Below are 19,574 nucleotides of genomic sequence, written 5' to 3'. Positions count from 1 at the left end.
ACTGAATACCAACCATTTCCTTGAACAGAACCTATGACTTGCACTGCCTACAACCGAAAGTTTGTTTGTTTTTTAGACAACACGAACCCTCTTCCAGAACTCCATGACCTTTAAGCGATCTTCTATCTTGTCATTGTAAAGTTCAGACCACACTATTCAGGTCAGGCATCTCATCGATGCAGAACAATAAAAATAACAATAGAGGATACTAACCCATGTCATTGCACTCGAATTTGATGGCGATAACCATCGCTGTCGCAACCTCGCTTTCTTTGCCTGTTTGGGCAGAAACCAAACAAGAATGGGGCGAACGAGTTATTACTTTTCAAAACACCATTGATCAGGATGCTCCATTGGCGGAAACCACTTTTCCCGGCACCCATAATTCCTTCGCTAATAACAGCGACGATGACTACATGAACGAGGCCTTAAATCAGGCGCGTAGCATCATCGACCAACAAAATCGGGGCGTTCGCTCCATCGGGCTCGATTTGCACTGGTCGAACGATAAAGTTCGAATGTGTCATAACAACCTATCTTGGTCACCTTGTATTGAAAACTTTACCGGACAACGAAGATTCCGGGCCTATCTCAAAGACCTTGCCAACTGGGTCGAAAGTAACCCTGATCAAGTGGTGTTGATTCATATCGATGATGTAGATGATAAGGCAGGGAAAATTGATGACGAAATAAAGGATTATATTGCCGAACATGTGATGCGCACGGATTCAGGCGTCACCACACACGGTAATTATGGTGGCAATGGCTGTACTGAATTACCTGTGGACACGCTAACGAAAAGTAAGGTATTGGCTGCTGATAAAAACATCATCTTCTGGAGCAACAACAAGTGTAAAGACAAAAGCACGTTTAATGATTATGTGTTTTATGCCGGAGATGAAGTTGACGATGTAGGTGAACCCGGTGATTTAGATACCTATGGTACAGCTCAAACCACATTACACAGAACCAAAGATTCTACGACTAAAGGAACTACCGGATCTTCAAGCCCGAAACTAAAACCATCCACAATTGAAAGCTTTCTGGACGCAGGATTAAACATTTTTGAAGTTTACGGCTACAGCGCTACCGGAAGCGATTGGAAAAGTAAGGGCGAATACCCCGTCGCTGCCGCCGACATGGTTTGGAGCTGGGACTACAACGACTCCGACGGTAACGGCACCTATGAACCCGATGGCAGCGGTAATTGTGCATACATTGACCCAACCAACCGCCGTATGCGAGATGCCAACTGCACCATCAGCAAATACGCAGCCTGCCGTCGTCTGGTTGAAGATAACACAGGTACCCGCGCTTACAATGATTACATCGTTACCAGCATTCCAACAAGTTTTACAAACGCTGAAGCACAATGTAATGCCGACGGATCGGGTGAGTATTACTTCGCAACCCCACGAAATAAGGTAGAACTTAACGCACTGTTGAACGTAATTGATGATCAGGAGCTGACCCAAAATGATGTTTGGGTTAACTACCAGAAAGACACAAATGGAAATTGGGTTACCGACATCGGTGAGGCGGACGCAGAGATGAAAGCGAGCTGTGATGCCGGAAGCAACGCAAATGTTTGCGGGGTAATTGACCAGTATTTAAGTAAAATTCAGTAATTTATAAAAAGGAGGCTTTCAATTAAAGCCTCCTGAATCGAATATGTAAGGTGTCTGGCTTGGTCTGAACTAATTCACTACATTAATTCACTACCTTTCAGAAATAATTTGATCAGAAGTATGAAAAGTCCCTTCGTCATCTTCACTCATTAAATCTTCAGGAAAGGTCGATACAAAGTTCACGGTACTAATGCTAACCACACATCGGTACTCACTTCAGACCACCGATGTGTATGCAGTGTATTTATATGATGGGAATGACACCTTTAACAATGAATACACTATGGATTCATCACGAACGTATCTTTCATTGCATAAGCAAACTCATTTAACACACGGTCATAGCGACGATCGTCACGCTCAGGTTTGCTGATCATCAACTGACAGAACACCTGCTGAATTCTCGTGCTGCTGGTTTTGGAGTACAACTGCAAAGCAAATTTTGAGAAGTCCCGAACCATGAAGTCGAAGATTTGATCCATCAAATCATCGTCTACGTCATTCAAATCCCAACTCTCAAGAATCAACTGTCTGTACGCCACCAAGGTAAAGAGTTCACCCACTATCAATAAGAAGTCGATGTCTTCGATCTGTTTCTTATTTGGCCGAGCCACCATCAACATCCGCTTGAACATGGCTATTTGTTTGCGGAAGATTTTTACATTCGGCAAATCGCACTTCTCATAAGCCAGGTTATAATCATGAAAACGCGTTTTACCCAAACCCTTGGTCGCGCCTTGATTAAATAAGAAATCATCGTTTTCCCCTTCAAGGTGCACAGGTACGTCATCAAACTTGCTCGGTTTGAAAAAGTAGTTGGCCATAAATTTTACGATCAATGCCATATTTACATGTACCGTGCCTTCGAGCTTCGGCAAGGCTCGAATGTCCAGCACCGCGTTTTCAAAATACATGTCTTTCTCAAACCCTTTGGCCGCAATCACATCCCACAACAGATCCATCACCTCTTCCCCTTGGGTAGTCACTTTCATTTTCACCATAGGGTTAAACAACAAATAGCGACGGTCATCTTCATTGGCATGGCGCATGTAATCACGGGCGCGTCGGGCAAACATTCGCATGGCCGTTAAGCGGGTGTAAGCATCCACAAACAGTTGTTTGATGTGCATAAAATCAGTGACGTAATGGTCAAACAAAAAGCGATTGGCTGCGTGATTAATCGCCTCATGATAGGCATGAGTACAGATACCAATGGAGGCATACCCCAGATTAAACTTCATCACGTTAATGGTGTTGAGCGAACTGTCCCAAGCTTTCCGGCCTTTCTCTGAAATATCAGCGTCCGTGATGGGGTAATCATTTAAACGATAATTGGCCACGTAATCCTGATTGTTGATCACGTTCTTAATGCATTCGTAATTCTCGTGCTGAGAATCCACCGCAAAAAACACATAATCATCAGATCCTTCAATCTTACCAAAGGTCGAAACCAGCGCAGCCTGGTTGCCATTGCCTATATAGTATTTTTCACCTCTGGCAATGTAGTTACCATCGCCCTTGGGGATCAGCTTCATAGAGGTAGAATAAATATCCGCACCGTGCTCCTTCTCGGACAAACCAAAGGCAAAGATTTCACCCTCATCCAGTAATTGTGCCGCCTTATGTTTCAACGCTTCATTACTGCCCATGAAAATCGGACCAACCCCCAAAGCCGAGACCTGAAAGCAATACCAGTAGGTCAACCCATAAAACCCCAGAATTTCAGAGAAATCTGTATTGCGCGAGGTATCCCATCGCGCCTGATCCGGGTTCGGACCATAGCCTTTCGGCGTCAGCAATGTGGCGAAGATTTTTTCTTTCTTATTGAACTCTAAAAACTCGGTGTACCAACGTCGACTTTCATAATCCGCCTTACATTTTGCTAACCCCATCCCTTCAAAAAAATCGATGGTTTTGAGCATCAACTGACGGGTTTCTTCGTCAGGGTAAGACTGTACAAACTGTTTTGGGTTGAGAAGATCCATGTCGACATCCTTATTCGTTGGAAAGGTTAAAATGTAGCCTATATCAAGCTACTCCGAACAAATATTGATCTATATCTGGGGAATGACCCGAATTCATACTCCTACACCTAACAATATATTTCAGCATGGTTTTTAGCATTTTCAGACATACGAAAAGATGAGGAGTGATCAGAGAGAAAAGCATTCTTAAGCATGAGAAGCCGAGCTGAAAAAAAGAGACTTTCTACCAAAACGGGGAAATAAGAAAATCTCAAACAGATAATTGCTAAGTAAAAAACAGCGTCAACTATAATGATTAGTGAACCACCCATCAGGAATGGGTCATGTCTAGAGATGCAGCACTCCAAGAAAAGATTATCGATCAGGCTATTCTGTTAGCTCAAAAGAGTTCGTGGGAATCTGTTAGTCTAACTGAGTTGACCACTAAAATCAGTTGCTCATTAGGTGATATAAAAGCGATCTATCGTTCGAAAGACGATATGGCTGAGGCACTTTTTGATCGAGCCGACAAAGCCATGCTATCCCTTTCATCTGACACTGAATATTTAGCCTCACCAAGTGATGATTGATTAGTTACCTGCATCATGACGTGGTTTAAATATTTAGCACCCTACCGGCCTATCGTTAAAGAGATGATGGGTTATAAACTGGAACCTGGACATTTCCATTTGCAAGCACACGGAATCACTCGCGTCAGTCGAACGGTTCAATGGTTCAATGGTTCAATGGTTCAATGGTTCAATGGTTCAATGGTTCAATGGTTCCTGGAAGTATCTGACCGGAAATATTCTGGTTTAAAACGAATAGCAGATGAAGTGGCCATTACCTCTGCATATTTAGCCAGTTTTAATTATTTCTTATTTGATAATAGCGAAAACTTTACTGATACCAGATCATTTCTTAATCAGCTGATCAATCGAGTCAACAGCGGTCATAACTTATTCTTTTAATTGAGTGAATTAATGAAAAGTCATCTTAAGAAACACAATGCTGATCATGGGAAACTAGATATAATCAGGTTTCGTTTTGACTATCTGTATTAATCGGATGAATTCTTACGATACAAACGAACGACGTTCGGATTTTGAGCATCCATAAACATGAACGCCCTTCCGTACAAAGCTTGCATGCCAAACTCGTCGAATTTGTTTTGACCTAAGCCAGTAATTAAAACCTCATCGGTTGCCAAGGCATCAAGATGCTTAGATTTTATTACCTCCATGTGTTGCCTGGTGAATTCAGTAAGGACAACGTTGTATGCTGGATGGTTATACTGAACCAAAATATTTCCGTCTTTCATATTCACTGGGTTCATGTCTGGATGATAGTTAACTATTTGAGACAGGACTTCTTTGGCATATTGCTCTGCCTTAGAATCATCAAGACCATCTTCAAGAATCACTATAGTTCCATTAATAAACTGAGCTAAATCTCTTTCTTGATCGGTGTAGTGGATCATTCTCTCCAATTGACTCTCAATAGAAGCAGAGAAATCCGGCCTCCATTGTGGTACCGGAGGAAATTGTTTTTCTTCGGCTATCGTAGGGTGACTTAAACCCAAAACCGCCAGAATTGAACTGATTAACTTCTTCATATTTTCATTTCATCTATAACTGGAAAAACGAAATAAAGCTCAAAACTTTTAACTAAAGACAAATATAGTAGCGATTCCTGACCGTGTTGAACGGTGATATCATTTCAACTAATCAAGCAAAACTGGAAAACACATATGCAAAAGGTGTTAATTATCCTCGGCCTAGTGTTTCTAACAATCGGAATCGCGTGGCCCTGGCTTAGCTCAATTCCACTCGGACGTTTACCCGGAGACATTGTAATCCAGCGAGACAATTTCACGTTCTATTTTCCTTTAATGACAATGATCATTATTAGCGTAGTGATATCTCTAATTATTTGGATTTTCCGTCAATAGGAGCAATTTTCTTATGTTGGGTGACCCATCGATTTGTAAATTTGGTCAATCTTACCCTTCAGAGATTTCGGAATAGAATACATCTTCAAAATCCAGACACTCGTATGCCGAACTTTCCTCATTGCAACTGATCACCTGATCTTTGTAAATCACGATACCCAGACCATGTTCATCATCCCAGACACAATCAAAGCCAAAACCGATGACGTCCTTATCTGTGTGTGGAATAACCACTGATTTTAGGCGAATCATAGATAAAATATCACCTTCAGCAATTCGCTTTGCATCCAATTTGTAATAGCTGGAGAAGTACGCCAGATCCCCATCATCAAACTCAAAATACTCAAGCAATTTAGAGGTGTTCGTCAGCAGATAATCACAGGCAATACGATAAAATTTCTCTTCATTAGTAACGAACCAGTCTAGCTTCAATTGTTCGCTACCTTCCGGTACATTGGTTGAAAACAATACAGATTCATCACTAGCAATCTGATGCCAGCCATTAAAGGAACAATGGCCACTACGAGAAAACTTACCTGATTTAAAATCGACTTTGATGGTATTCATTAATTTATGATTTCCTTCGGGGGATTGATTGGAGCTTATTAGATGCTATCTCAGTTATCAAACAACCCAAACCTAAATTCAGATAATAAGTGCAACACTCATGGTTGAAACGGTGAGAGGAGACTAGCTGCCTGTTGGTGGTATTCTTTAGTCACCACCACAACAGAAAAACACCATGAGTTACAAACAGCTAGTCGAAGGACAAAGATACCAGACTCAGGCCTATTTATCCCAGAGCTTAAGCCAAAGAAAATTGCAGATTTAACAGGCAATGGCTTCGTTAAATACTCGCATAAACCAACTGATGATTGTCACGTGATATATTGGGTGAATTCTTAAATTGGGTTGGAATACGACATCGAATATTGGCAACACGATGCCGTGGAATTGAAGATGAGTCTGGGCATTGGGTGAGTTGGTTCAGCGCACTACTTCCCGAAACCACTAACATGCGCATTTATATGCACAAAACTTGATCTAACTCTCCATATTGTGAAAATGCATACACACTCTGGGCTGTAATGATCTAAAAGACCCGGAGTGGCCACCCCAACCCCGGCAATACGTTTCTAGATTAAAAATATAACGTCCGGACATCTTCCAACGTACTATCAAAATTCGGCCAATCATGGCGAATTCTGGCATATACCCCATCTATTAATTCATCAGAGTATGTGGGCTCTGTTTCTTTTGGCAAAGTATTGAAAGGCGGAGCCATTATTGGGTGCTCCACCGTCGGCATAGCCAGACCCCGCCACTCTCTTAACCGGAAGATAAAGAGTATCTCCAAAGGGAAGTGATGAACGCCTATAAACTCAAAATCAAACCCTTCTTTACTGTTGCCGTCTCTGGAATGATGCGTATGCCGGTAACAAGCTTTCAAAAGCAACTCATTCAGCACCAGCGATGGGTCTTCATCATCCCAATGATTCAATAACTCATCAAACAGAGGCTCATACAAATCAAGTTGTTCAATTTCTTTAGAGGTATGGCCATGGAACTGAGCTGTTAGTTTAAAGATAAACTTTTGAGTAGCCGCTTTTCTGAACTCGCCAAAGAAAAAGACTAACTCTTTATTCAAAGCATAAAATGCGATTGAAGAGGCAGTAGCAAACTCTTTTTTGGAGTAAAACACTGACATAACTACATAGATAAATAAATCGTACTCATCGATCCGTGCTAACTTGTGTTGACCTCTTGAAGTCTCATTAAAATATATATGCCAAAACAAATGACAAGCATTAAGCAGCCTTAAAGAACTATAGACCTTTTCATAGTCAGTTGTCACAAAAGCTCCTTCCTTAAGTGATTCCCCAACAGCTTGGCCAAGTAAAACATAGTAATATGATCCAAGATCAGCTAATACAGAGGTTATTTCTGTAACGTCTGTATTTTCATACGAGGAATATTCAATCAAACCTGATTCTGCAAAAGCTTTTTTCTTAACAGGAACATTCTGTACCAATTCAGCGGTTATCTTATCTCGTTTTTTCCAACGCTTATAAGTTGTCGTGTAAATATCACTCATAGTTTTTTAACACCATTTGCAACGTACCACCAGAGCCCTCATTTATTCGAGGGACTTCAACCTTAATCCAAATCCCTCGAACTTCACCACCGCTTGCTAAGACTTTCTGTATTTGTTTCGATAGATGAAGATTTTCACCAGGTTGGTTATCACCCCAAGGCCCCTTGGATTTTCTAACCCAGTCTTCTAGTCTCGCCCTTGGTGATGGGCCGTTTGGATCACGGGCAACATCGACACCATTTTGAGAAGACTTCATTTCAGCCAAGTAAACAATATTTTTATCTGGATCGACTATCACGCCGTCAGCACCATGTTTGCTGTTGTTTTGGAAAACAACAAACTTTTTCCCGGTTAACTCTTCCAGATACTGATCCTTGGATTAAAAGAAGCAAGTTCAACGACATCGGTACCAACTAAAACCGTACTGGGCACACTATTTAAGCTAAAATCTAACGAATTGCAGTCACTATCAACATCCACATTTTCTGAGCTTTCAGAAAAAGCCATATTAAATGTCAACACTACCAAAATACCCAAACCGGCTTTCGCTTTATGATTTAAAAACACAATCAATCCTTATGAGTTAAAATCAAACCAAGTAGGTAACATAACTGATAGCCACTTTATACAAACTCCAGACTTAACCAACCCATGCTGGTAACTGGTTAATGATTAGGCAGCAATACAAAAGAACCATTTTCACAACCAACTACATCAACTCCCCCACCAGCACCTGTATATCAGACACCAATGCACTGGCCGCTTGTGCAAGATCCTTCGCGCACGGCATCGCCGTGACCGGTGCTTTCAGCCATGTGTATGACAGACGTAAGGGATTGCAGCTTTTCAAGCCGAGCAAGAGTGGGGATTTTGGTTCTAATGAGTTACTGAAAATTACCAACATTGATCAAATTAAATGATCAAACTGCCCCCTTTTAAATGCAGACTCAACATAGTAGATAGTTTTTTCATATATCCCCATCTGTACATCATCGAACTTTTGCTCGTGCTCCTCGTTATAGAGCGGATGTTCATCGTCATAGTAGGGGTACATCAATCTGGCTTTTTTCTTTTCGATAATAGCCAAATCAATAAGAGCTTCTGCTTCGTCTTCACTCAGAAATATAGGTGGTGTTACATCAGGACTAGGAAATGCGTCTTTTAATATTTGATACCCCTCCTTACCCACAATCTGAGCGATCTCATTTACTAACTCAACCGGCATTAATACTTCACGTTTAATCATGCATTCACAACCTAAAGTTAGAGCTCAACTCCAAACCTTTCATAATCAATCACTTATACAATTTCTATAATTCAAAAATAATGAGGATTTAATATATTCTGAATAGCCCTCTTCACAAATTCATTCAAGCTTAGATCCAGTTCTGTAGCTTGTACTGCTACAGCTTAATGTAGCTCTAAACCCAGTTCTCTCATTAAACGAGCCTTTTCATTGTTTAGCAGCTTTACCATCAGCAAGATAATCATCAACCGCCTCTTCAAACGCCAATGATAGTTCAGCCTCTGTTTCACCTTCATAGTTGATCAAAGGTTCAACAGAAAGCACCTGTCCAAAAAAGCAGTTATCTTCTGAGCTGATTTCCACCGAGCCTGAATACCCTTTGTATTTTAAAACCTTCATATCTGCTCCAAATTCCAGAACATAAGAAACAACCTGTTTTTCAGTCAGAACCAACCACCAACGCTTTTATCTCTGAACCAACATCTTGACCATTACCATACTCCCAACTTGGTAAAGTAACTAACAACAAAGCAGCCCAACCCTGAATAAAGGTAACTTTGGCCTTGCCAATTTCTTTTGAATCAGCTGTGAGATTATAGGTATCCTCACAATGCGCGGGAATTATCCCCAAGGTCAGTACATAGAGCATTGGCTCAAAACAGTGCCTCCCTGCAGGTAAGGCGTTTTCTCTCGTAACCGAAATGTCTTCTTGTTTTATCTCAGGTTGCTTAAAATCACCTTCAGGAGTAACTTGATAAGCGACACAGCCGGACAGGGCTAACACAATTACTATTACGAACAACCTTTTCATATAAAACAAATACACTCTCTGAATTCTTATCTTAACTGTAATTTATTTTCTGGTTTGGGCTCCCTAGACCTAAGTCCAATAGCCAGTATTCCCTAAATACCTTATTGTCCAAGCCATACTAAAATCATAAAGTTAGAAAAGCGAGGGTTCTGTCACCCTCAATACGTTGTCACCCTTGCTGTGTGAGGTAGCATGTCCCCCTGGCTCATTTCGTTAATATCTTTCGGCTACGTTTGTCTGCTGTTCGTCATTGCCTGGCGGGGTGATCGTGCGGACAGTCAGCAGCAAGAGAAGTCTTCGCCTTGGGTGTACAGCTTAACGCTGGCGGTGTATTGCACCACCTGGACGTTCTTTGGGGCCGTAGGTCAGGCGGCGGATGATTTGTGGTCGTTCCTGCCCATTTACCTTGGGCCGATTCTGGTTTTCCTGTTCATGTGGCGGTTTTACGCCCGAATGGTGTTGGTGTCCCGAAAGGAGAACATCACTTCCATTGCCGATTTTATCTCCGCCCGTTACGGTAAAAACGAAACGCTGGCCATGCTGGTCACGTTAATCGCGGCCATTTCAGTTTTACCTTACATTGCATTGCAATTAAAAGCGCTGGTCATGGGTTACATGGCCCTCACAGGGAAAGACCCAAGCAACCTCGCTAACCTGCAAGATAAACAAGACATCGCCTTAACCGTTGCCATCACCATGGCCTTGTTCGCCATCATTTTTGGCACTCGTCACATGTCGATGAACGAGCACCACCGGGGCTTGATGCACGCCATTGCGTTTGAGTCCATCGTGAAGTTATTGGCCTTTTTGACGTTGGGATTCTTCGTTACGTTTCAGCTGTTTGATGGTTTTGGGGACTTATGGCAACAGGCGTCTGCCCGACCAGAGTTCAGCCAATGGTTGTCCCAAAGCCAGCCCGCCAACAGCATGTTGATTCAGGTGTTTCTGGCCGCTGGTGCCTTTATCTGTTTGCCTCGTCAGTTCCACGTGGCTATGGTTGAAAACACCCACCCAAGGGATTTCCTCGTGGCCCGATGGTTGTTCCCCGCCTACCTGATTCTGGTTGGAGTATTTGTGGTGCCTTTGGTGTTGGCCGGTAAATTGCTGCTGGGCGATTCGGTCTCACCAGACAGCTATGTGTTAATGTTGCCGATTCAGGCCGACCAGCCAATGTTGTCCTTGATGGTGTTCATTGGTGGTTTTTCAGCGGCCACCAGCATGGTGATCGTCTCTACCATTGCGCTCAGTATCATGGTCAGCAACCATATGGTGCTGCCATTGCTGTTACGTCGGGAACGTAAAGCACAAACAGCCCAACGAGAACAAACCAAGCATCTTAAAGACAGCAATTATCAACAGTTTCGAGGCACCTTGTTGAATGCCCGACGCATTACCATTGTCTCTTTGTTGTTTCTCGCGTACCTGTTTTATCGCTTTATTGAGGACACCGAAGCGCTGGCCACCATCGGCCAAATTGCGTTTGCTGCCGTCATTCAATTAGCGCCTGCAATGATCGGCGCCCTACTTTGGCAACACGCCAATCGGGCGGGGGTTATCCTCGGTTTGGTGATGGGGGTGTCGGTGTGGTTTTATACTTTAATCCTGCCCATCTGGATCATCCACCTGCCTTGGCTAGCCAAGCTCTTTAACCAGTTACCCAATGAGCTTTGGTGGCTTCAACCCCAACATTTGTTTGGCCTCACCTGGTTTGACCCGGTCACCCGTGGAGCCGCCTTGAGTTTGGTGTTTAATCTGGCTGGCTTTTTCATTGGCTCCCGATTCATTAAAACCCACATCAGTGAACGCATTCAGGCGGCGCGTTTTCAGGGCACGCAACTGGAGTCGATTGATCAACAACACAGCGTTTTGCAGGCCAATATTTCACGGGATGAACTGGCAACGGTGGCCAGCCGGTTTGTAAAACAAGCACAATTAAATGAAGTGTTGCACGATGCCCACCGCCACAACCGGGCCAATCAATCGGAAATTGAGCAGGTCGAGCATTTGATGAGTGCCACCATCGGCGCGGCGTCCGCCAGAGCGGTGCTCAATGCCGCTGTATCAGGCCAGCAAATGCCTTGGGACGATGTGGAAGCCATCGCGTCGGAAACGTCTGAAACACTGCAAATCAGTCAAGGCCTGTTGCACAGTGCCATCCAGAATATGGGGCAAGGCATCAGCATCATCGATAAAGATTTAAAGTTATTGGCCTGGAATAACAAATACCTTGAACTCTTTGATTACCCAAACGGCTTGGTTCAGGTGGGCATTCCCATCGAAACCCTGATTCGGTATAACTCGGAACGCGGCTTATGCGGCCCGGGAGAGGTGGAAGCCTTAGTTCAAAAACGCATCCGTCATCTGAGACAACCTAAAGTTCACCTGTCGGAACGCGAACGACCCGACGGCACAGTAATACAAATGCGAGGCAATCCGCTGCCCGATGGCGGGTTTGTGATGAGTTTTACCGACATCACCCCATTCCGGGAGGCTGAGAGAGCCTTGCTCGAAGCCAATGAACGGCTCGAAGATCGCGTTCAAAGCCGCACTAAAGAACTGCGCGAATTGAATCGTCAGTTGATTCAAATGACACAAAAGGCCGAACAAACCAGCGCCAGCAAAAGCCGGTTCATCGCTGCGGTCAGCCACGATTTAATGCAACCGATGAACGCAGCCCGGCTGTTTACTTCTGCATTATTGGATGACCTTCATTCCAGAAACGAAGATCTTTCAATGGCGGGCTCCATCGATCAATCTCTTCGATCCGCCGAAGATATGTTGAGTGATTTGTTGGACATTTCTCACCTGGAATCCGGTAACCTGAAACTGACCAAAGAACACTTCAAACTTGACGACCTGTTGCATCCACTGATTGAGGAACTGCAACCAGCCGCGCAACAAGCCAGGTGCCAATTAGACTATGTGCCCTGCTCGATGGCCGTATACAGTGATCGACGTTTACTGAGACGTATTGTCCAGAATTTTTTAACCAATGCCCTGCGTTACAGCCACGGGAAACGGGTATTGGTAGGATGCCGCCGCACCAAACACCACATTAAACTCCAGGTTCTGGATAACGGGCCGGGCATTCCAACAGAACAATGCCAGAAAATCTTTGATGCCTTTACCCAGTTAGACCTGCACCAACGATCCACCGATCGAGGTTTAGGTCTGGGCTTAGCCATTGCCAAAGGCTTTTCAGAATTATTAGATACCCGCATTGATGTCAGCAGTGAATTAGGCAAAGGCAGCGTATTTTCACTGAATCTGAAACGAGAGCTGCACACACAAGATTCATGTTCCGGTGAGGACATAACTAAAACCGAGTGCGCTACACCACTGAACCCTGCAAATACGCAAGCAATGAAACAGGCCGATTCCGCGTCCGGCAATCGCAATGCCATTACGGTGTTGTGTGTCGATAACGAACCTGATGTTTTGAAGGGGATGACGGCTCTTCTTTCCGGTTGGGGCTGTAACCTCATCACCGCAAGTTCGACAGAAGAGGCGCTATTGTTTGTTAAACAAAGGAAGGATCAAAGTATGGATTTGGCCATCATTGATTATCATCTAGACCAGGGCGAACTTGGCTCGGAGACGTTGATTCAATTGCGAAACCGGGCTGAATTTACCGGCCCCGCTATCTTTATTACTGCCGATGGTCAACCAGAAGTGAAAGAGCACGTCACCGGCTTAGGCTGTGAGTTATTAACTAAGCCCGTCAAACCCGCCAAACTACGGGCTTTGATCAGCAGTTTGCTGGATCGACGGGTTTAGAAAGCTATTCCGGCTTTACGTCTGAATCAGTATCCACAGACGCCGGATGTTCAATATCCAGCTCATGCAAAGCAATCACCGCCTGAGTACGGTTTCGTACGCCTAACTTCTGAAAAATCGCAGTAGCGTGGGCTTTAATCGTGGCTTCAGAGACTTCCAAATCGTAAGCGATTTGTTTGTTGAGCAGCCCCTCGTTCATCATCACCAACACTTTGAATTGTTGGGGTGTTAACAGAGCCAACTTTTTGGCCATTTCATTTTCATGTAATGAACGTTCGCCAATATTTGTCACCGCTCTTGGTGACCAGATATCACCGTTTAAAACGGCTTCGATGGCTTGCTTAATGGTCGCGGGCTCTGAGGATTTAGGAATAAAACCGGAAGCGCCGAACTGAATGGCCCGGTCAATCACCACCGGGTCTTCCTGAGCCGAAATCACCACCACAGGAATATCCGGAAAGTGGCTTCTTAAAAACACCAAAGCCGAAAAACCTTGAGCGCCCGGCATGTGTAAATCAAGAAGAATCAAGTCAGCATCGGCGTTTTCTTCCAGTTTGGTTTGCAAGCCAGAGACAGAATCGCTTTCATCAATGGCAACGTTTTCTAAAACGCTGCTCTCAAGCTGTGAAGATAAAATCTGCTTGATGGCGGCGCGAAATAAAGGGTGATCATCTGCAATAATAATTCGGTAATTCATAGTGTCCAGATCGTGCCAAGGCGATGCCTTAACATAATCCATCTGGATCTTTATGTCGAACAAATAGTCTGGCGTGCCAGCGTGAATTTAGGCAAGCGATCGGGACTTACTCAGGGACTTAATCAACTCTTTAAATGGTACTGGCCTTGAGAAATAAAATCCCTGGCAGTAGTCGCATTTCATTTCTTTCAGTAACTTCAGGTGGGCTTCCGTTTCAACCCCTTCGGCAATGACTTTGATCCCGAGCTTGTGCGCCATCACGATGATCGCCTCACACAGCACTTTATCATCATGATCCGTGTCTAATTTGCTGATGAAAGCACGATCTATTTTCAGGTACTCTACTTTGATGCGCTTTAAGTACGCCAACGCTGAGTAGCCGGTGCCAAAGTCATCAATTGAGAACTGAAACCCCTGCCGCCTCAAACACTCCAACTTGGTGGTCACTGAGTCTTCGCTCGTCAACAACAAGCCTTCCGTGATCTCAATATTTAACGCGCTGCAAGGTACATCCGCCTCTTCCATTCTTTTTTGCCAAACCCGCTCGGTTTCGATGACATTCGACTGGAATTGAATGGGCGATTTATTAATGCTGATCTGAAAGTCCGGGTCTATTTCCCTTCGCAAACGCTGCAACCGGAGAATACAATCTTTCAGCACGTATTCACCAATTTCATTAATGAGCTTGGTTTCTTCCGCCAAGGGAATGAATTCCACTGGGCTGATCATCCCTTCAATGGGATGAAACCAACGAATTAATGCCTCGGCTTTATGAATTTTACCGGTAAACGTTTCAACAATCGGCTGATAATAAATCTCGAATTGCGATTCGTTGATAGCGTCTCTTAAACTACGAATCAACTCCCGATTTCGTCGTGCTTTCTGCTCCATTGCCTGGGTAAAAAACTGGGCGCAATTTTTCCCTTTGTTTTTCGCTTCATGCATCGCTTGATTAGCAAACTTGAAAAGGTGCTCAGCCTCTTCCGAGTCTTGTGGATAAACGGCGATCCCTATGCTGGCCGTAATAAACACCAGCTCCCCTTCCAATAAAAACGGCGCACCAATGGCCGCCAACAATTTGTTCGAAATGAGCTGAATGGTCTCCGGTTTGTCGACATCAATGTGTCTTAATAGCACCGTAAACTCATCACCACTGAACCGGCCCACCACGTCGCTGTCCCGAACGGTTTGTTCCAACCTTGCCCCCACTTCATACAGCAATGCATCACCGTAAGCGTGGCTCAGGGTATCATTCACTTCTTTAAAGTTATCCAGCCCTAAGAACAGCAAGGCAAAGCCTTTTTCTTCCCGTTCAAGGTTTACAATTTCTTGCTTTAATCGCTCCGTAAAATACTGCCGATTGGGCAACTGAGTCTGACCATCATAGTTGGCATGGCGCCATATTTTCTGGGCATGAAACTTCTTTTCGGTGATGTCGGAGTGAATTTCAACCCAAATCTTCCCATAGCGAGGGTGATCCATCACTGAGACTTTAGCCGCACACCAAAACGTTGAACCATCCTTTCTTTGATTCTCCAGCTCACCCTGCCAAGAGCCAGTGCCATCAATGGACTCCATCAACCCTTCCACCGTAATTTGAGGGTGCTCGCCATCTACTGCATTGACGGCACTGACATGCAAACCAACCAATTCCCCTTCTTCATAACCCAACATTTTTTCAAAGCGAAGGTTGGCGTACAAAATCAGTCCGGTGTTAGCATCCACAAAAAAAACACCATCGTTCACATGCGTAAGCACCTGGCTGTGTAACCCAAGATCCTGATGAATGTTGGTTAGGTTACGGGCATCGCGCAAAATCATAAGAATCAGCAGTCGGTCGGACTCAACAAACGAACTGTAAGAACAAAACAGTGGAATTTGGTTTCCGTTCTGATGAATGCCAGTATAATGATCTTTTAACAGCCCATCGCCTTCCCCCGCAGAGAAAAACATCGCTTCCTGATTGATGGATAAGTCCATGACATTGGAAACAGACACCAAATCAGAAAACTTCTTAGAAAGAAGCTCTTCCGGATCGTACCCAAGAAGCGGTTGGATCTGAGGGTTTGCTAAAATGATCCTCCCGTTTTGATCAATGACCAGTATGGCTTCAGGCAACCGTTCAACAATCACTGAATCAAAAGGTACTTGTGCTAGGGAAGAGCTCATAAACTGAAAATCCCAAGGAATTGACGATAAATTACAGAAATCTTTAAAGTACAACTAACTTTAGACCAGTAAATCATCAAAACCCGGATACTGATCAATAAATAAACAATCACGCACATACAAATACGAATTCTGCTCATTAAGTTCCCCGCTCCAACGCGTTTTACTCAGTAACTACAGCAGGGAAATTTCTCAATTCAGGTAATCCCGTCCTAATTATCCGTTTGATAACTTCTTAAATATCGCCTTAGCTGATACCATCAACTCTGTTTTATCATCAGAATCAGACTGAGCAGCAAGCGCTGTCTTTTTTGCATTTTTCGAATTGATTATCACGAACCAATTTTTAGTTATTTCCAATGAGCAACCTGTTAGCACAAGCGCAACAACTCTCTTGCAATATTATTATTGCAGACCTGTTTTATAACCCGATCTCAAAGCAGCTGATCAGCAGCGAAGGTATGCTGGATGTAGAACCGCGCAGCATTGAGTTATTGGAAGTGTTGCTCAGTAGCATCGGAGAACCCGTTTCAGGCGACGAGATCATTCAACGCGTCTGGGAAAGTGAATATATTTCTAAAAACGTACTGACCAACCGAATCAGTACCCTAAGAGCATTATTCAAACAGCATTCCAGGCACCCGGCTGCCGACAAGGTCATTGTGACTTACCCCAAGAAAGGTTATTACCTGCAAACGGACTTAGTCAGCCTTGATCAGCAAGATTTCGAATCCGATTTTTCGTCCGAACAATTACCCGAACAAAGCAGTCACCAGACTGAATCGCTAAAGAAAACAACAACACAGCAAAACCGCACGAACCTTCTGCATTTGGGTTATCTGTTGCTCATCTTTTGTATTTTAATTTTTTCAGGATGGTTCTACGGCAACAAACAAGGGGAGATCACCCCAACCATCATCAAATCAGAATTAGAAACCCGTGCCACCGTACCTGTGGTCGACATTCTTTTAAATACCATCAAAGCCAAAGATGCCCACGCTCAAAAATACTTAAAAGAAGTCAAGGCGTTGGCCCTAAGCCACACCCTCAATTACCCTTACGTTGATTTAAAAAATCAGGATTCGCCCACCTACTTTTTAGACCCCATTGATGACTCCATATACTGGCCCGGAGGCCGAAATGTGCTGGATTACGATTACAAACTGAACCTCTTCCTCAGTGAAACCAACGACCCGAACATCATTAACATCGTGTTGGAGCTGATCTATCAGGGGTCCAATAAACTGGCGTTCAAGTCGGAGCATGACATCAAACTGAACGAGATCAAATACGGTTTACACCTGCTGGCCGAAGATGTCTCCGGTTTTCTCAGCCTGCCTAAACCGGAAAAGTTCAAAACCTACGATCAGGACATCACCCAGCAACTGATCGAAAATGGCGACCAGTTAATTCGTTCCCTGAAACACAGAACCAAGTTCTCCCGATTCGAAACCGAATACATCGCCCGACAGGCATTTTTATCAAACGAATTGTCACCATCGGACTTACTCAAAGCCATTGATGTGATTGAATCGAGTGCCAAATACCCAACCGAAGAAATTGGCATCTGGTTAGGGCTATTACACTACAAACTGGAAGAATACGAACAGGCGCTGGAATACCTCAATAAAGATCAGGCCTACAACAAAATACACAACGCTTTTTTGTATCTGGTGTTATCCAACATGGCGTTGAAACGGGAAAGCATTAATGAATTTCGCCTCTTCTATTTGAAGTCCATTGAAGCATTAAGCGAAGCCGTTTCCAGCGAAGAAATTTTTAAGCGCCTGGCACAGCCGGAAAACAAAGAAAGCTGCTTCGCACCCTGGCAATCTCTTACGTTCAGCGAGTCCAACATTGAACTGTTGCAAAAACGCAAAGCCCGGTTCGTTGAGTACTGCGAAGCGGTTGCAGAGCATCTGGCAGCCGTCACTCGATAGTCCCTAAATAACAGTACCTAAATAACAGTACCTAAATACTAGTACCTCAATGCTAGTACCTAAATAACAGCGCCTAAAAAATAGCGGCCCGTCCTATATGCTTCCGGGTTAGATTCTGCTTGCCAGAAACTGGCCCAAACTACTTCGCACCTTATTCACAACCTGTTGCATCGTTGGATCATGAGATCAGGTGATACCTGCAATATTTTGCTGCCTGCGCTAAAAGTTTAAACCACTTTAATGCCCAGACTTTTACTGGTTTAAAACCTATTTTCCGACATGGATATTTCGTTAGAACCACTTTAAAACCAATATCGACCGACTAAATACCACTTTAAAATCAAACAGATAAACATTTATTAAGGTTAATTAAGTTTCTGTTTGGTTTTGTTATTAGCCCTCTGTAATCCCCCTCCCTAACATGCCTCCCCATCAAACGTTCACAGACATTGAACAAAACAAATCGCCAGTATCTGCCAATGAAAAACAGCATACCGGTCTCTGATTTCAACCATTTAATGAAAAACCTTAGGGATTAAAAAATATGACCATTAAAAATCAAACCTTCATTGCTTCCGTCATCTCATCTGCGGTCTTCATTGCGCCTGCCGTCTCGGCGAGTGACTGGTATACCGGGTTGGAAGTCGGCGGTGGTAAACACAGCAGCAGCTTCAGTTCCAATGTCGAAGTGGATAAAGACGACCCGGTTAAAGAAGCCGCAGGTAAACTGGACAGTGCCAATTACCTTCGCATTAATCTGGGCCGCTACATTACCGACAACGTTCGTGTTTATGGTTACGCCCAATCGGGCAGTAAATCGGAAGTTTCCTACATAGAAACCGACTTTGAAACTACCGATAAAACCAAATTTGAGAAAAACGATTACCAGTTCGGTGTGGGCAGCGATTACCTCTACCAATTCAACGATGATTGGTCTTTCGTGGCAGGCGGCAACCTGGGGTATTACAACTCATCGCTTGATTTTAAATTCAGCCAGAAGGATGACGAAGGTAACTCAGCCAGTTTGAAAAAGTCCTCCACCAACCGGGGTGCGGTCGCAGGTCTCAACGCCGGTTTCGGCTATAACCTGACCGAGGACTGGACCATAGAAACAGGCTTGAAGTATTCCATGTTTAACGACAATGAGCACAAACTCAAGTTCGATGATGAAGAAAACAGCCAGCTGAAATACAAATACAAAGACGCAACGCAATACTATTTGAATGCGTCTTACCGCTTCTAACAGCAACGCTTTCGCGGCTTAACAACGATTCGATTACGGTAATAAGAGCACTT

Annotated in this window: 19 protein-coding genes; 8 read left to right on the top strand and 11 right to left on the bottom strand. The window is 43.9% G+C overall.

What is annotated here, in order from left to right; genetic code table 11:
* The first annotated feature begins 215 nt into the window (after nt 1-215).
* Complete coding sequence (locus ABD744_RS14675) at nt 216-1,628, top strand: phosphoinositide-specific phospholipase C-related protein (protein WP_344799280.1); 1,413 nt, start codon at nt 216-218, stop codon at nt 1,626-1,628.
* 281 nt (nt 1,629-1,909) lie between these two features.
* Here ABD744_RS14675 and ABD744_RS14670 read toward each other — a convergent pair whose 3' ends face one another.
* A complete protein-coding gene (locus ABD744_RS14670; RefSeq protein WP_344799279.1) occupies nt 1,910-3,613 on the bottom strand; it encodes an acyl-CoA dehydrogenase family protein in 1,704 nt (567 codons plus the stop codon).
* A gap of 323 nt (nt 3,614-3,936) precedes the next feature.
* Between ABD744_RS14670 and ABD744_RS14665 the strand changes: the two genes are divergently transcribed.
* Both ABD744_RS14665 and ABD744_RS14660 read left to right on the top strand, forming a co-directional pair.
* Entirely contained in the window at nt 3,937-4,182 is a 246-nt protein-coding gene (locus tag ABD744_RS14665) for a hypothetical protein (RefSeq protein ID WP_344799278.1), read from the top strand.
* 15 nt (nt 4,183-4,197) lie between these two features.
* Nucleotides 4,198-4,563: a hypothetical protein gene (locus ABD744_RS14660; RefSeq protein ID WP_344799277.1), complete on the top strand. Its 366-nt coding sequence runs from the start codon at nt 4,198-4,200 to the stop codon at nt 4,561-4,563.
* 89 nt (nt 4,564-4,652) lie between these two features.
* On the opposite strand, the gene ABD744_RS14655 is transcribed toward ABD744_RS14660, so the two are convergent.
* Nucleotides 4,653-5,207, bottom strand: a complete 555-nt coding sequence (locus ABD744_RS14655; RefSeq protein ID WP_344799276.1) for a hypothetical protein — start codon at nt 5,205-5,207, stop codon at nt 4,653-4,655.
* 135 nt (nt 5,208-5,342) lie between these two features.
* On the opposite strand from ABD744_RS14655, the gene ABD744_RS14650 reads away from it, so the two are divergent.
* Nucleotides 5,343-5,543, top strand: coding sequence for a DUF2905 domain-containing protein (locus ABD744_RS14650; RefSeq protein ID WP_344799275.1), 201 nt, complete (start codon nt 5,343-5,345; stop codon nt 5,541-5,543).
* 51 nt (nt 5,544-5,594) lie between these two features.
* On the opposite strand, the gene ABD744_RS14645 is transcribed toward ABD744_RS14650, so the two are convergent.
* The 4 genes from ABD744_RS14645 to ABD744_RS14630 all read right to left on the bottom strand — a co-directional run bounded on the left by ABD744_RS14645 (nt 5,595) and on the right by ABD744_RS14630 (nt 8,205).
* Complete coding sequence (locus tag ABD744_RS14645) at nt 5,595-6,110, bottom strand: DUF6985 domain-containing protein (RefSeq protein ID WP_344799274.1); 516 nt, start codon at nt 6,108-6,110, stop codon at nt 5,595-5,597.
* 574 nt (nt 6,111-6,684) lie between these two features.
* Nucleotides 6,685-7,638, bottom strand: coding sequence for a hypothetical protein (locus ABD744_RS14640; RefSeq protein WP_344799273.1), 954 nt, complete (start codon nt 7,636-7,638; stop codon nt 6,685-6,687).
* The gene (locus ABD744_RS14635) at nt 7,631-7,936 is read right to left on the bottom strand and encodes a hypothetical protein (RefSeq protein ID WP_344799272.1); all 306 of its coding nucleotides are present in this window, start codon (nt 7,934-7,936) and stop codon (nt 7,631-7,633) included. The genes ABD744_RS14640 and ABD744_RS14635 overlap by 8 nt, the downstream gene beginning before the upstream one ends.
* 53 nt (nt 7,937-7,989) lie before the next feature.
* On the bottom strand, nt 7,990-8,205 hold the full coding sequence (locus tag ABD744_RS14630) for a hypothetical protein (RefSeq protein ID WP_344799271.1): 216 nt from the start codon (nt 8,203-8,205) through the stop codon (nt 7,990-7,992).
* 101 nt (nt 8,206-8,306) lie between these two features.
* Here ABD744_RS14630 and ABD744_RS14625 point away from each other — a divergent pair, with 101 nt between their 5' ends.
* Nucleotides 8,307-8,558, top strand: a complete 252-nt coding sequence (locus ABD744_RS14625) for a hypothetical protein (RefSeq protein ID WP_344799270.1) — start codon at nt 8,307-8,309, stop codon at nt 8,556-8,558.
* Here the strand turns inward: ABD744_RS14625 and ABD744_RS14620 are convergent.
* The 3 genes from ABD744_RS14620 to ABD744_RS14610 form a co-directional block, all read right to left on the bottom strand.
* The gene (locus ABD744_RS14620) at nt 8,546-8,884 is read right to left on the bottom strand and encodes a hypothetical protein (protein ID WP_344799269.1); all 339 of its coding nucleotides are present in this window, start codon (nt 8,882-8,884) and stop codon (nt 8,546-8,548) included. The genes ABD744_RS14625 and ABD744_RS14620 overlap by 13 nt on opposite strands.
* 207 nt (nt 8,885-9,091) lie before the next feature.
* Nucleotides 9,092-9,337, bottom strand: a complete 246-nt coding sequence (locus ABD744_RS14615; RefSeq protein WP_344799268.1) for a hypothetical protein — start codon at nt 9,335-9,337, stop codon at nt 9,092-9,094.
* A complete protein-coding gene (locus ABD744_RS14610) occupies nt 9,324-9,710 on the bottom strand; it encodes a hypothetical protein (RefSeq protein ID WP_344799267.1) in 387 nt (128 codons plus the stop codon). Before ABD744_RS14610 ends, ABD744_RS14615 begins: the two co-directional genes overlap by 14 nt.
* A gap of 177 nt (nt 9,711-9,887) precedes the next feature.
* Here ABD744_RS14610 and ABD744_RS14605 point away from each other — a divergent pair, with 177 nt between their 5' ends.
* On the top strand, nt 9,888-13,472 hold the full coding sequence (locus tag ABD744_RS14605) for a hybrid sensor histidine kinase/response regulator (protein ID WP_344799266.1): 3,585 nt from the start codon (nt 9,888-9,890) through the stop codon (nt 13,470-13,472).
* Nucleotides 13,473-13,476: 4 nt separating this feature from the next.
* Here the strand turns inward: ABD744_RS14605 and ABD744_RS14600 are convergent, their stop codons facing one another.
* On the bottom strand, nt 13,477-14,211 hold the full coding sequence (locus tag ABD744_RS14600) for a response regulator transcription factor (protein WP_344799265.1): 735 nt from the start codon (nt 14,209-14,211) through the stop codon (nt 13,477-13,479).
* A 45-nt stretch (nt 14,212-14,256) separates the two neighbouring features.
* Nucleotides 14,257-16,338 (bottom strand): EAL domain-containing protein, encoded by a 2,082-nt coding sequence (locus ABD744_RS14595; protein WP_344799264.1) that lies wholly within the window; start codon nt 16,336-16,338, stop codon nt 14,257-14,259.
* 359 nt (nt 16,339-16,697) lie between these two features.
* Here ABD744_RS14595 and ABD744_RS14590 point away from each other — a divergent pair, with 359 nt between their 5' ends.
* The gene (locus ABD744_RS14590; protein WP_344799263.1) at nt 16,698-18,278 is read left to right on the top strand and encodes a winged helix-turn-helix domain-containing protein; all 1,581 of its coding nucleotides are present in this window, start codon (nt 16,698-16,700) and stop codon (nt 18,276-18,278) included.
* A 544-nt stretch (nt 18,279-18,822) separates the two neighbouring features.
* Complete coding sequence (locus ABD744_RS14585) at nt 18,823-19,521, top strand: outer membrane beta-barrel protein (RefSeq protein ID WP_344799262.1); 699 nt, start codon at nt 18,823-18,825, stop codon at nt 19,519-19,521.
* The last annotated feature ends 53 nt before the right edge of the window (nt 19,522-19,574 follow it).

This window comes from Litoribacillus peritrichatus (assembly GCF_039537985.1).
GTDB lineage: Bacteria > Pseudomonadota > Gammaproteobacteria > Pseudomonadales > Litoribrevibacteraceae > Litoribacillus > Litoribacillus peritrichatus.
Note: the sequence above shows the minus strand (reverse complement) of the source record. Positions and strands in the feature narration are given on the sequence as shown.